A 13,842-nucleotide genomic window follows, 5' to 3' on the forward strand; every position below is an offset into this window, starting at 1 on the left:
GCGCCCGTGCTCGGCCCCCATCAGCGACAGGCCCAGCGTGAAGCCGAACCACAGCGCACAGCCCGTGCCGCGCACGACCCAGCCGAGCAGCACCTCCCGTCGGTGCCGGACCGTGCGCCAGATGCCGGACCCGGCTCCCTCGGGAGGAGTGCTGGCCGGGGGTACCGGCAGGGCCAGCAGGGCGGACACCAGGATCGTCGCCACCTCGGCCCAGAGCAGCCAGACGCCGTGCCCGGTGGCGACGCCGAGCCCACCCGCCGCCGGACCGGCCACCATGCTCACCCGGCGGAAGAAGTCGCGGGTCGTCAGCAGGGTCAGGGCGGAGTCCGCGCCGATCCGGTCGCCGAGGTCCGCGACCAGGGCGTCCCGGCCCGGCCCGCTCAGCGCCTCCGCGCAGCCGAGGGCCAGGCCGGCGACCAGGAGCAGCGGCACGGACAGCAGCCCGAGGCCGGCCGCCGCTGCCACGCTCGCGAGAGCGGCGGCCTCGCCGAGGTAGCAGAGGGCGAGCGACCGGCCACCGCGGACCCGCTGCCGCAGCCGGCGCGTCCACCAGGGGGACAGCAGCACCGGGACACCGGAAGCGCCGGCGACCAGCCCGGTGGCGGCGGCGGACCCCGTGCCCGCCAGCACCACCAGCGGCACGGCCACCTGCGCGACCCGGAAGGCGAGGTCGGTGATGCCGATGCCGACCAGGATCCGGACGGCCGAGGTACGTGCGGTCATGCCTCCAGGCTTCCGCCGTCGCCCTTCTCCCGGTAGCCGGCGACACCTCGCAACCGGTCATAGGCTGCCCCTATGACCTCGTTGCCCGATGCCGACGACCTGCGGCTGGTGCTGGCGGTGGCCGGCGCCGGATCCGTGGGCTCGGCGGCCCGCCGGCTCCAGGTGAGCCAACCCTCCGCGAGCCAGCGACTGGCCCGGCTCGAGCGGCGGGTCGGCGTACGCCTCTTCGACCGCGACACCCAGGGCGCCCGCCCGACGCCGGCCGGCGCCGAGCTGGCGCGGCAGGCGGACCACATCCTCGGTCACCTCGACGGGGCGTTCGAGGCGGCGCGGTCGGCCGCCGCCAGCCGGTGGCCGCGCGTCGGCACGATCGCGAGCCTGGCCGAGCTCGTGCTGCCCGTGGTGGACGCGGCCCTGGACGGCATCGACCAGGTCGTCGACCACGGCGACCGCCTCATCGCCTGGCTCGACGAGGCGACGCTGGACGCGGCCGTGGTCGCGATCGCCGACCAGACCGAGCTCCCCCGCTCGCTGCGGACCCATCGCATCGGCGGCGACGAGCTGGTCGTGGTCCTCCCGAGGGGCGTGCGGCTCCCCGCTCGCGGGTCCCTGCCGTTCCGCGGCACCCAGGTGGTGTTCGCGTCGTACGACGCGGGGTCGCCGCGGATCCGCCAGTCACTGGCCGCGGCCGGCGCGAAGCCCCGCCGGGCCGCGACGATCCCGGCGGCGCTCGCCACGGCGCGGCTGCGCGGCTGCCCCGCGGTGGTGCCACGGTCGGCGACGCGCGCGCCGACGTGGAAGGTGGCCGGCGACCGGGTGCGGCCGCTCCCGTGGAGGTACCGGCTGCGCCTGGACCTCGTGCTGCCGCGCCGGCCGCGAGCCGGCCTGCTCGCCGTCGCGGGCGACGTACGGTCGGCGCTCGGCCTGTCGTGACCCGTCGGCACCGTCTTTCAGGCTCGGCTCAGGGAAGAGCGGCATCATGGAGCCCATGAGCACGACGACCGGTGACGCCGGCGCGAAGCCGCGCGTCCTGGTCGTCGACGACGACAAGGCCGTGCGCGAGTCCCTGCGGCGGTCGCTGGAGTTCAACGGCTACGAGGTCGCGCTGGCGACCGACGGCGCCGAGGCGCTGGCCGGCATCGGCGCGGCCGACCCCGACGTGGTGATCATGGACGTGATGATGCCGCGGCTCGACGGGATCGAGGCGACACGGGCGCTGCGTACCGCCCGCAACGACGTACCCATCCTCGTGCTCACCGCGCGCGACGCCGTCGGCGACCGGGTCGAGGGACTGGACGCCGGCGCGGACGACTACCTGACCAAGCCCTTCGCCCTCCAGGAGCTGCTGGCCCGGTTGCGCGCGCTGCTGCGGCGGGCCGTGCCGGCCGAGGACGGCGCCGCCGAGGTGCTGACCTTCTCCGACGTGACGATGGACCTCGGCACGCGCGAGGTGCACCGGAAGGACCGCGAGATCCCGCTGACGCGCACCGAGTTCACGCTGCTGGAGATGTTCATGAGGCGGCCGCGACGGGTGCTCGAGCGGTCGTTCATCCTCGAGGAGGTCTGGGGCTACGACTTCCCCACGACGGCGAACTCGCTCGAGGTGTACGTCGGCTACCTGCGCCGCAAGACCGAGGCCGAGGGCGAGTCCCGGCTGATCCACACCGTGCGCGGGGTCGGCTACGTCCTCAAGGAGACGTGAGCCTCCCCCCGGCCTCCGCGACCGGCGGGCTCTGGCCCCAGTCGGGCTGGCACTACCGCCGGTCCCTGGCGAGCCGGGTCATCCTGCTCACCACGATGGCCGTCGGTCTCGCGGTCGCGCTGGTCGCGCTGGCGGTGTTCCTCACGGTGCGCCTGCAGATGCAGGCCTCGCTGGACGACTCCCTGCTGGACCGGGCCAAGAAGGCCGCCGAGACCAACCTCCTGACGAACGCCACCCAGGACCGGATCCCGTCGGCATGGTTCGGCGCCGCCGACGTCCGCGTGGGGTTCGTCGACGCCGCGGGCCGCATCCTGACGGTCGACGCGGGACCGGGCATCCCTTTGGGGGCTCCCGAGCTGGACGTCGCGGCGGGCAAGAGCACCCAGAGCATCCGGACCATCAACGCGGGCACCATCCACTACCGCGTGGCCGCCGTCCCGTACCAGGACCAGGACATGGCCCTCATCCTCGCCCAGTCGCTGTCGCCCCAGGAGACCGTGCTGAAGCGACTCGGCGCGGTGATGCTGCTGTTCGGTCTCGCCGGCGTGATCGGCGCCGCCGCGGCCGGGTGGGGCGTGGCCCGCAACGGGCTGCGTCCCGTACGACGCCTGACCAGCGCCGTCGAGCAGATCGCCCGGACCGAGGACCTGACCCCGCTGCCGGTGGAGGGCGACGACGAGATCGCGCGGCTGGCGACGGCGTTCAACGCCATGCTGGTCGCGCTCTCGGCGTCGCGGGACCGCCAGCGCCGGCTGGTGGCCGACGCCGGCCACGAGCTGCGCACCCCGCTCACCTCGCTACGCACCAACCTGGACCTGCTCACCCAGGCCGACACGACGGGCGGTCTGCCGACCGAGCAGCGCGAGGAGCTGCTCGGCGACGTACGCGCCCAGCTCGAGGAGCTCTCCACGCTGGTCGGCGACCTGGTCGAGCTCGCGCGTGACGAACCGCTCACGCACGTGGTCGAGACCTTCGACCTGGCCGAGGTCGTGGACCGTGCGGTCGGGCGGGTGCGGCTGCGCGCGCCGCGTACCCAGCTGGACGTCGTGACGCTGCCGTGGTGGGTGGTGGGCGAGACCGGCGCGGTCGAGCGTGCGGTGACGAACCTGCTCGACAACGCGGCCAAGTGGAGCCCGGCGGGCAGCACCGTCACCGTCCGCCTCGCCAACGGCGTGCTCACGGTGGACGACGAGGGCCCCGGCATCGACCCCGCCGACCTGCCCCACGTGTTCGAGCGCTTCTACCGCTCGCGCGAGTCCCGCTCGATGCCCGGCTCGGGACTGGGCCTGGCGATTGTGCACCAGGTCGTGTCCCGGCACGCCGGCGCGGTCCAGGCCGGCCGGGCACCGAGCGGCGGCGCCCGCTTCACCCTCTGGCTCCCCGGCGGGCCCGAGCACCCGGCGGCCCGGGCACCCGGCGGCGTACCGACGGAACGTATGCGTAGTGCTACCCCTCGGGGTGATACGACATCCCCTCCGGCCACCTAGCGTCGAGACACGGCCGTGCGCGTCTTGGGAGGGGTGGATTCGACCATCCCCATGCGCCGGTCGGGAGGGAGTTCCTTACGCATGCCTGCATTCATCCGGACGCTCAAGCGCCCAGTCGCGACCATGGTGGTCCTGGCGGTCACCTTCGTCGGAGCCCTGCTCACCGGTGGCGCGGCCACCGCGAGCGGAAGCGGAGTCGCCGAGCGCGGCGCCGTGGCGAAGACGGCGAACGGCACGCTCACGTCGACCATCAAGGGCAGCACCGCGGACGGCCGCGCGGTGACGGGCTCGTTCACGCCGCTGAAGTTCAAGACGGCCGACGGCAAGCAGTGGGTGAAGGGCGTCGTGTCCGGCGTCATCACCGCAACGGACGGCTCGAAGGAGACGTTCACGACGCTGCGCACCCTGAAGGTCAAGTCGATCGACGGCCAGGGACTCTCCGGTCTGCGCAGCGCCTCGGCCGCCGCGATGTCGTGCGACATCCTGCACCTCGTGCTGGCGCCGCTCGACCTCGACCTGCTCGGTCTCCAGGTCCACCTGGACAAGGTCGTGCTGGACATCGTGGCCGCGACGGGCGCCGGCAACCTGCTCGGCAACCTGCTGTGCGCCGTCACCGGTCTGCTGGACGGCGGACCGCTGGCCGGCCTGCTCGGTCAGCTGAACACGCTGCTGAACCAGATCCTGGCCGCGCTGAACCTGGGTCTGTAACACCGATCGACCCAGCTGCCGACGGCGCCGTCTCCCCACAGACGGCGCCGTCGGTGCGTCTCTACGAGTGCTCCAAGGCGGCCAGCAGCCGGGCCGCCTTCCAGCGGGACTCGGCGTACTCCTCCTCGACGTCCGACCGCACCGTGATGCCGCCGCCGGTGCCGAGGCGGTAGACGCCCTCGCCGTCGGTCGTCAGCGACCGGATGACCACGCCGAGGTCGGCGCGGCCGTCGGCAGCGAGCCAGCCGAACGCCCCGGCGTACACGCCCCGCGGCGTCGCCTCGACCTCGTCGATGATCGCCATGGTGCGCACCTTCGGCGCGCCGGTCATCGAACCGGCGGGGAAGAGCGCGCGCAGCGCGGCCACCGTCGTGACGCCGTCGGACAGCCGGCCGCGGACGGTGGAGACGAGCTGGTGGACGCTCGGGTAGGACTCCACGTCCATCAGGACCGGCACCTCGACCGTGCCGGGGTCGCAGACCATCGACAGGTCGTTGCGGAGCAGGTCGACGATCATCAGGTTCTCGCTGCGGAACTTGGGGTCGCTGGCCAGCCTCGCCCGCGCCGCGTCGTCCTCCTCGGCGTCCGCGCCGCGCGCGGTCGTGCCCTTGATCGGCTTGGTCTCAAGCACGCGGTCCGCGGTGACCAGCGCGTACCGCTCCGGCGACGAGCTCAGCAGCCACGCCCGGTGCCCGGGGACGTCGTGCTGGAGGTACCCGGCGTACGGCGCCGGGTTGACCGCGCGCAGCCGCAGGTACGCCGCCACCGGCTCGAGGTCGCTGGCCGTCTCGGTCCGGTACGTCAGGTTGACCTCGTAGGAGTTGCCCGCCCGCAGGTGCTCCTGGACCCGGTCGAAGGCGTCGGAGTACTCAGGTGGGGGCTCGTCGGAGATGGCGTTTGGGACCAATCGCCGCATGTAAACGCTTTCAGGGTGGCGTTTGTGACCAATGGCGAGCTCGTGGTCGAAGAACCGCAGGTGGCTGGAGCGCATCCAGACGGCGTCGGGGAGGTCGGGGTCCGGGCGGGCGGGGGCGAGGTCGGGGCGGGCGGCGTACCCGAGGTACCCGAACCACTGCGCGTCCTCGGGCCCCTCCGCTAGCTCGGTCTCGAGCACCTCGAACACGTCGGTCCCGACCACTTCGACGCGGCCGCCCACGTGGCGGCGTACCTCCCGCACGTCCGCGTGGAACGTCAGCGAGACCTCGTCCTCGTCGAGCCAGCCGACCATCGACCGTCGGCCCGACCACTCGCGAGCCCCGCCGCCGTCGAGCCAGAAGCAGCGCCGGTGCCGGGCCGCGACCTCGGCGAAGAAGGTCTCCACGTCGTCGATCGCCGGCTCCGTCATGCCAGACCCAGGAAGTTCGCGACCAGCAGGGCGCCGTGCTCGCTGAGGACCGACTCGGGGTGGAACTGGACGCCCTCCAGCGGGAGCGTCGAGTGCCGCACTCCCATGACGGTCCCGTCCTCTCCGCGGGCGGTGACGACGAGCTCGTCGGGCACCTCGAGGGCGGCGAGCGAGTGGTAGCGGACCGCCGTGAAGTCCTGGGGCACGCCGGCGAAGACGCCGAGCCCGTCGTGGTGCACGAGGGTCAGGTCGCCGTGCGCGGGCTCGACGCGGTCGACCACACCGCCGTACGCCGTCACCAGGCCCTGCATGCCGAGGCAGACGCCCAGCACCGGCCGCGTCCCGGCGCGCAGCACCTCGCGGCCGACGGCGAAGTCGCGCGGTTCGTCGGGGGTGCCGGGGCCGGGCGACAGCACGACGTACTCGTGCGCCAGCACCTCGGCCGGCGTCACCTCGTCGTGCTCGACGACGCGCGGGAGCACGCCGGTCACGGACGCGAGGAGGTGGACGAGGTTCCACGTGTAGGAGTCGTGGTGGTCGACCACGACGACATCCGGGGGGACGTCCGGCACGGGCACCGGCTCAACCTAGCGGCGGCTCCACCGTGAGCGTGCGGCACGACTCGGGCACCGGGTCCGCGCCGCGCAGGCCGGCACACATGTCCCACTGGTCCAGCTTCGACAGCAGCGTGGTCACCACCCCGGCGTGCGCCGGGTCGTCGTACACGTTGGCGCGTTCCCAGGCCCGGCCGCGCTGGCCGGTGTAGTCGTACAGCTCGTAGGCGTACCGGTGGTGTCCCCACCGAGGGTCGAGGTCGTTGCGGACCAGGAGGGCGGTGCGGCTGCGCACCGCGACGTACGACGGGATGACGTTGAGGCCGCCGCCGGTGAAGGGCCGGTCCGGGTCGGCGCCCGGCCGGGACCTGGAGAACGTGTGCTCGAAGTACACGTAGTCGGCGACCTGCGCGCTCGGGTCGCCGAAGGTAGGGACGAGGGAGGTGCCCGAGCGGTACGCCGGGGAGCCCAGGCCCGCGAGGGCCTCGAAGGTCGGCGCCCAGTCGATGTTGCTGACCATCGTGTCGCGGGCGCCGGGCACCACACCGGGGCCGACGACGAGGACGGGCACGTGGGTGTCGGTGTCGTAGGCCGTGCCCTTGCCGCGCAGCAGGCCGAGCTGGCCGAGGTGGAAACCGTTGTCGGAGGTCAGCACGACGTAGGTGTTCTCGTCCACCATCCGCAGGATCCGCATCACCATCCGGTCGACCGACTGGGCCATCCGGGCGCGGTCGCGCAGGTTGGTCTGGGCCTGCGACCGGGTGAGCGCCAGGGGATGCTTGTTCCACTGCGGCGCCCGGCGACCGTCGCGGAAGTCCGGGCGGTTGTCGGCCCGGCGGTCGCCGAACCCGGGCAGGCCCTTCGTGGTCAGGCGTCGGCAGGCGACCAGGCCGCAGTCACCGTGCCTGTGCGTGCCGCCGGGCTGGTCGCGGTACGCCGGCGGGAACAGCGACTCGTCGGCGTACGACGGGCGGCCGTCGACGCGGCCGTGCGGGGCGTACGGCGCGACCTCGAGGAAGTAGGGCCGTGCGTCGCTGCGCCGGGCCCGCAGGAACCTCATGGCCAGGTGGCCGATGACGGTGCCGGCGTACGCGTGGTCCTTCTTCTTGCGGGACGCGGTGGCGGGTGGCGCGGGCCAGCTGCGCAGGACGCTGGTGCCCTTCGGTGCGGGCCGCAGGCCCTGGAAGTCCCACCCGTCGTAGGCCGTGCCGAAGATCGCGCGGAAGTCCGACCAGCCGGGTGGCGTCGGGGGCAGGGCCTGGTCGCGGGCGTTGACCTCGTAGCCGTTCAGGTACTTGCCGACGTATCCCGTGAGGTAGCCCGCTCGTTGCAGCCGGACCGCGAACGTCCGCGCCTGGTTGCCGTAGCGGGCGAAGCCACGCCAGCCGCCCATCGGGCCCTGCCGGTTCGGCAGGTTCGAGGTGTTGGTCAGCACCCCGGTCTGGTGCGGGTACTGGCCGGTGAACGTCGCGCTGCGCGACACGCAGCAGAGCGAGTCGACGACGAAGGCGTTGTCGTATGACGCCCCGTGCCGTGTCATGTACCGGGCGCTGCGCATGGTGCCCAGCAGATCCATGGAGAAGTCGTCCATCAGCACGAAGACGATGTTGGGACGGCGGGGCGGCACGGCCTGGTGCACGGCCGACCGGGCGACTCCCTGTCGCTCAGGAGCCTCGCGGGCATCGACGACGGGTGCGCCGCAGGCGGCCGCGAGCAGGGCGGTCGTCACGACGGCCACCGCGGCGATCCACGCGCGATGCATCTGGTCCCCCCGAGGTCCGGCTGTCCTGGTACCAAGTCTGACGAGGCGGTCCAACGCCCCGTTTCCGTCAGGACACCAGGTCGCGGACGAGGTCGTGCACCAGGTCGTAGCCGTGCTCGGTGAGGATCGACTCCGCGTGGAACTGGATGCCGCGGTAGTGCGGCCCGCGCACGAGGTGGACGTCCCCGGTCTCGGGGTCCGCCTGCACCTCGACCCCGTCGGGGACCGCGCGATCGCCCTGTCGAGCGACGAAGGTGTTGTAGAAGCCGACCCGCTCGGTGCGGCCGTCGATCTCGACCGGCGACTGCGTGCCCTGGAACACGATGTCCTTGAAGCCGAGGTCGAGGCCGAGGTGGTGGCACAGCGCCTGGTGGCCGAGGCAGACGGCGAGGAACGGCTGCTCGCGCTCCATCAGGCGGGCGACGACACCCCGCAGCACGGCCATCTTCGGGTCGTCGGCGTCGCGGGGGTCACCCGGGCCGGGACCGACGATCACGAGGTCGGCGGCGTCGAGGACGGGGTCGTGCGTCGCCGCGTCGTACTCGTCGTGCCGGATCACGCTGCTGGTCATCCCGAGCACGCCGAGGACGTGGCGCAGCATCTTGACGAAGTCGTCCTCGCCGTCGAGGACCACGACGTGCTTCCCCCGGAGCCGGGGGTCGGGGGGCGTGCCCTGCTGGTCGGTCAGCCAGAACCTGCTCAGTCGCCGGTTGCGGGCGTTCAGCGCGAGGAGGACGTCCTCGTCGTTGACCAGCTCGGCGACGTTCACGTCGGGCGCCTCGGGAGGTGCGACGAGCCCGAAGGCGCCCAGGATGCCGGCCGCCTTGGCGTGGGTCTCCGCGACCTCGTACGCCGGGTCGGAGTCGCGCACCAGCGTGGCCCCGGCGGTCACGGTGAGCCGTCCGTCCAGGTCGACGTCGGCGGTACGGATGACGATCGGGCTGTCGACGACGGGCTCGCCCGCGTCGTCGCGGCCGAGGATGGCGAGCGCGGCGCCGTAGTACGCCCGGCCCTCGGTCTCGTACTGCTTGATCAGCCGGCAGGCGTTCTCCACCGGCGAGCCCGTCACCGTGGCGGCGTACATGGTGTCCCGCAAGACCTCGCGCGGGTCTCTCGTCGTGCGGCCGGCGAGGAGGTACTCGGTGTGGATGAGGCGGCTCATCGGCTTGAGGAACGGCCCGAGCACCTGGCCGCCCTCGGTGCAGATGTCGCACATCATCTTCAGCTCCTCGTCGACGACCATGAAGAGCTCGTAGATCTCCTTCTCGTCGTGGAGGAAGTCGAGGAGGCGGGGCTTGAGCGGCCCTTCGCCTCCCAGGCGGAAGGTGCCGCTGATGGGGTTCATGCGCACGTCGCCGCCGTGGACCGTCACGTGGCGCTCGGGGCTGGCGCCGATGAGGTACCGGTCGCCGGTGAAGAAGACGAAGGTCCAGTACGCGCCGCGCTCGCGCTCGAGCAGCCGCTTGAAGACCGCGAGCGCCTTGTCGGCACCCCAGTCCTCGATCGTCGCGCGGTAGTGCCGGCCGATGACCAGGTTCGCGCCCTCGCCCTGGCCGATCTCGTCCTTGATGACGGTCTCGACGAGCTTGGCGTACTCCGTGTCGTCGATGTCGAACCCGCCGCGGTCGCTCAGCACGACGGGGACGTCGTCGATCGCCTCGATCACCTCGGCGACGGAGAACTCCCGCTCGGACGCGACGTCCACGACGACCAGCGGCGTACCGTCGTCGTGCGCCTCGAACCCCCGCTCCCGCACCTGGCGGAAGGGGATCGCGAGCAGCCGGTCGGCGATGTGGTCGCTCTCCGGGACACCGGTCTCGAGCTCGACGTCCAGGATCGACTCGACGACCCGCCGCGTCCCCCCGACCAGCCCGACCGTGTCCCGGTCCCCCGCCCGCGTCGACCGCCGGATGATCGCCCACGCCTCGTGCCCCCGGAGCGCCTCGATGGCTTCCCGGGCACCGCTCACGTGGACCTCCGACATGGCCAGACCCTACTTCCGCCTTCCTGCGGTGGAGGTCTCGTCCCGGGTCCTGGCGGGGTAGTCCGGTGTGAATGGGCTGTCACGGACGCCCTTTCACGACCCAAACGCACCGGACTATCCCGACGGCGCGGAGCCCACATCTCATTCACAGGTCGCGTTCCGGTTCCTGTTTCCACAGGTGACGGGAGAGGGCGGTTCGGCGCGAGCGTCTCGGCGCATGAGAAGGCATGGCTCATCGGTGGGACCCGTGGTGCGAACGCCCCAGCGGGCTCGTGGCCCCGGTGCGGGTCGACCCGACGGGAACAACGGGTCCGACGCGTGGTCAGGCGCGCGGACCGAGCTGGCGGCAGACATCACCTGGGAAGTACGTGCGCGTGGACGTGGACGGCTCGATCGTGGAGCAACGGATCCTCGAGCAGGCGGGGCGGATCCAGGGGTACGGCGCCGTGACGGCGTGGGGCGCGTTGCGTTGGCACGGTGCGACGTTCTTCGACGGGACGTCCGAAGGCGGGACGATCGAGCTGCCCGTACCGCTGAACTCGCACACCAAGCTCAACGCCGATCCGCGGTTCACCATGACCCAGGAGCAGCTCGCACCGACCGAGTGGTCCGTGGTCGATGGCATACCGGTCGCGACGATCCAGCGAGCCCTGTTCGACGAGGTACGCCGGCGGCCGAGTGTCCGTGAGGCGGCCAATGCGATCTCGATGACCGCCGCCGCCCGGCTCACCTCTCGACACCTGTTCGCCCTGTACGTCGCCCAGCGACACGCCTGGACGGGCGTACCTCACGCGCGCATGGCCGTCGCCCTCGCGCACGACGAGTGCAGGTCTCCCCAAGAGTTCCGGATGCTTCTGGTGTGGAAGCTGGACGCCGACCTGCCACAGCCCCTGTGCAACCGCGAGGTCTACGACCTCGACGGGAGGTTGATCGGGATCCCGGACCTGTTCGACCCCGTCGCAGGACTCGCCGGCGAGTACCAAGGTGAGGACCACAAGGACGGCAAGCGTCACCGCGAGGACGTGGAGCGCGAGGAGCGCTTCCGCGACCACGGCATCGAGACCTTCGAGGTCGTCGGCGGAGAGCTCGGACGCCGCCAGTTCATCGCCGCCCGGATGCACCACGCCCGCGCCCGTGCGAAGTTCCTCCCGCCCGAGTCACGCGCCTGGACCCTCGAGACTCCTCCGTGGCGCACGCCGCCCGAGCCCCTCGACGCCTACCTCCACCGGATCGGCCGCGCCGACCAGCTGTGGCGCACCTGAAGTTCCGGGGTAGTCCGGTGTGAATGGGTCGCCGCGGGCCGTCGGGCACGACCCAAACACACCGGACTATCCCGGAAAAGCGTCAGGTCAGGACCGTGAGGAGCTGGGTGGCGCGGGTGAGGACGACGTACAAGGTGGCGGAGCCGGTGACCGACTCCGCCTCGATCTCCTGGGGGCGGACGACGACGATGCCGTCGAACTCCAGGCCCTTGGTGTCGAGGCCGGTGAGGACGACGATGCGGTCCTCGCCGGAGGGGGCGACCGAGGAGTCGATGGCCGCACGAGCCCCGCGGGCATCGGAGGCGAACTCCGGCCACGAGGCCAGCCAGGCGTTGACGTCCGAACGGCGGGCGGCCGGCACCACGATGCCGACGGTGCCGGAGACCTCCGCGGCCATCTCCGCCACGGCGGCACGCGTCGCCGCCGCCAGGTCGCCGGTGACGGGTACCTCGCGCGGCGGGACCCCGGTCGAGCGGACGGCCGTGGGGAGGTCGGCGTCGAGGCCGGCGCGACCGGCGTACGCCGCGGCGTACTCGTAGATCTCCGAGGAGTTCCGGTAGTTGGTCGACAGGTGGAACTCGTGCAGCTCCTTGCCCTCCAGCGCGGCGGCGCGAGCGAGGGCCGCCTCGGACGGCACCGGCCACGACGACTGCGCCGGGTCGCCGACGATCGTCCAGGAGGCAGTCCGGCCGCGGCGGCCGACCATCCGCCACTGCATCGGCGTCAGGTCCTGGGCCTCGTCGATGAGCACGTGGGCGAACGGGTCGTCCTCGATGCTGTGGGTCGGCGGGGTCCACGCGCGGCCGCCCGAGCCGTACTCGCGCTCCACCGCCGAGGTCAGCTCCTGCACATCGCCACCGAGGAAGTCGTCGAGCTCGTGGTCCTCCTCCGTGCGGGCCGGTACGTCGCCCAGGGCGTAGCGCAGCTCGTCGAGCAGCGGCACGTCCTCCACCGACGCCGGCAGGTCGGAGGCCCACGACTTGGTCAGCAGCCGCTGGTCCTCCTCGGACAGCACGCCCTCGGCGACCCGCGCCAGGAACTCCGGGTCGCGCAGCCAGCCCAGCACGGTCGGTGCGTCCAGCGGCGGCCACCACTCGACGACGAAGTCCACGAAGCCCTGGTTGCCGAGCATGTCGTCGTTGAACGCCTCGCGCCCGCGGTCACGCCCGCGCTCGCCGCGCACCTGCCGCCACATCAGGTCCAGCAGGGAGGAGGCGACGCGCGGGATCTGCCGGTTGCGCCGGCCCTGGCCCATCAGCTGGCGGCGCAGCTGGCCCAGCCGGCCCGGGTCCAGCACGATCACGTCGTCGCGCCAGAAGATCCGGAACTCGCGGGGCGCACCGGGCGCCTGCTGGCGGGAGGTACGCCGCATCAGCTCGGCCATCCGGGCCGAGCCCTTGACGTCCGCCACCGCCGGCTCGTCGTGCCGCGTCGCCCGGATGCCGTCGACGACCTCGCCCAGCGAGCGCAGTGCGACCGCGGTCTCGCCGAGCGACGGGAGCACGCGCTCGATGTAGCGCATGAAGACGCCCGAAGGACCGACCACCAGCACGCCACCCGACTCGTACCGGCGGCGGTCGGTGTAGAGCAGGTACGCCGCTCGGTGCAGCGCGACGACCGTCTTGCCCGTGCCCGGCCCGCCCGAGATCGAGACGACCCCCTTCGACGGGGCCCGGATCGCCAGGTCCTGCTCGGCCTGGATGGTGGCCACGATCGAGTGCATGGACCGATCACGCGCGCGGGACAGCTGCGCCATCAGCGCGCCCTCACCGACGATCGGCAGGTCGGTGCCGGCCTCGGCGTCGAGCAGCTCGTCCTCGACCGACACGACGGTCGGCCCCGAGCTGCGCAGCACCCGGCGGCGCACGACGTTCTTCGGGTCCGCCGCCGTCGCCTGGTAGAACACGGCCGCGGCCGGCGCCCGCCAGTCGATCAGCAGGGAGTCGTGGTTGTCGTCGCGCAGGCCGATGCGACCGACGTACCTCGGCTCGGGACTGAGCTCGGGGCGCACGTCGAGCCGGCCGAACACCAGCCCCTCGTGGGCGGCGTCCAGCTGCGCGATCCGCTTCGCGGCCTGGAAGACCATCGCGTCGCGCTCGACGAGCCCGCCCTCGTGGCCGAGCTTGCCGCGGTCGAAGCCCTCGCGGGCGAGCTGCTGGGCGGCCCGGGCCGACTTCTCCAGCTGCACGTACACCCGGTCGACGAACTCCTGCTCTCCCGCGATCTCCCGCGCCAGCAGCTCTTCCGACAAACCCTGACCCCTCACCCGATGCGTCCCCGTGTCGCCCACCCCGACCGCGAGCAGACAAGTCCTC

10 protein-coding genes are annotated in these 13,842 nt (G+C 72.5%); 5 read left to right on the forward strand and 5 right to left on the reverse strand.

Features of this window, described 5'->3' with window-relative positions; genetic code table 11:
• Positions 1-795 precede the first annotated feature (795 nt).
• The 4 genes from ISU07_RS01760 (at position 796) to ISU07_RS01775 (ending at position 4,620) form a co-directional block, all read left to right on the forward strand.
• Entirely contained in the window at positions 796-1,656 is an 861-nt protein-coding gene (locus ISU07_RS01760; RefSeq protein WP_194705025.1) for a LysR family transcriptional regulator, read from the forward strand.
• A 55-nt stretch (positions 1,657-1,711) separates the two neighbouring features.
• Entirely contained in the window at positions 1,712-2,425 is a 714-nt protein-coding gene (locus ISU07_RS01765) for a response regulator transcription factor (protein ID WP_194705026.1), read from the forward strand.
• Positions 2,422-3,912: a HAMP domain-containing sensor histidine kinase gene (locus tag ISU07_RS01770; RefSeq protein WP_323742364.1), complete on the forward strand. Its 1,491-nt coding sequence runs from the start codon at positions 2,422-2,424 to the stop codon at positions 3,910-3,912. The genes ISU07_RS01765 and ISU07_RS01770 overlap by 4 nt, the downstream gene beginning before the upstream one ends.
• 81 nt (positions 3,913-3,993) lie before the next feature.
• Positions 3,994-4,620, forward strand: coding sequence for an ABC transporter substrate-binding protein (locus tag ISU07_RS01775; RefSeq protein WP_194705027.1), 627 nt, complete (start codon positions 3,994-3,996; stop codon positions 4,618-4,620).
• A 61-nt stretch (positions 4,621-4,681) separates the two neighbouring features.
• Here the strand turns inward: ISU07_RS01775 and ISU07_RS01780 are convergent, their stop codons facing one another.
• From ISU07_RS01780 to ISU07_RS01795, 4 genes are all read right to left on the reverse strand, one after another.
• Positions 4,682-5,965, reverse strand: a complete 1,284-nt coding sequence (locus ISU07_RS01780) for an anthranilate synthase component I family protein (RefSeq protein WP_194705028.1) — start codon at positions 5,963-5,965, stop codon at positions 4,682-4,684.
• Entirely contained in the window at positions 5,962-6,543 is a 582-nt protein-coding gene (locus ISU07_RS01785; RefSeq protein WP_323742365.1) for an anthranilate synthase component II, read from the reverse strand. The genes ISU07_RS01780 and ISU07_RS01785 overlap by 4 nt, the downstream gene beginning before the upstream one ends.
• Positions 6,544-6,547: 4 nt before the next feature.
• A complete protein-coding gene (locus ISU07_RS01790; protein ID WP_194705029.1) occupies positions 6,548-8,281 on the reverse strand; it encodes a sulfatase-like hydrolase/transferase in 1,734 nt (577 codons plus the stop codon).
• Positions 8,282-8,348: 67 nt separating this feature from the next.
• A complete protein-coding gene (locus ISU07_RS01795; RefSeq protein WP_194705030.1) occupies positions 8,349-10,265 on the reverse strand; it encodes an anthranilate synthase family protein in 1,917 nt (638 codons plus the stop codon).
• Between the two features lie 368 nt (positions 10,266-10,633).
• Here ISU07_RS01795 and ISU07_RS01800 point away from each other — a divergent pair, with 368 nt between their 5' ends.
• Complete coding sequence (locus ISU07_RS01800; protein ID WP_194705031.1) at positions 10,634-11,527, forward strand: hypothetical protein; 894 nt, start codon at positions 10,634-10,636, stop codon at positions 11,525-11,527.
• Between the two features lie 82 nt (positions 11,528-11,609).
• Here the strand turns inward: ISU07_RS01800 and ISU07_RS01805 are convergent, their stop codons facing one another.
• On the reverse strand, positions 11,610-13,778 hold the full coding sequence (locus ISU07_RS01805) for a HelD family protein (RefSeq protein WP_194705032.1): 2,169 nt from the start codon (positions 13,776-13,778) through the stop codon (positions 11,610-11,612).
• Between the last annotated feature and the right edge of the window lie 64 nt (positions 13,779-13,842).

Origin of the sequence: Nocardioides islandensis, from assembly GCF_015352455.1 — a bacterium.
Classification (GTDB): domain Bacteria; phylum Actinomycetota; class Actinomycetes; order Propionibacteriales; family Nocardioidaceae; genus Nocardioides; species Nocardioides islandensis.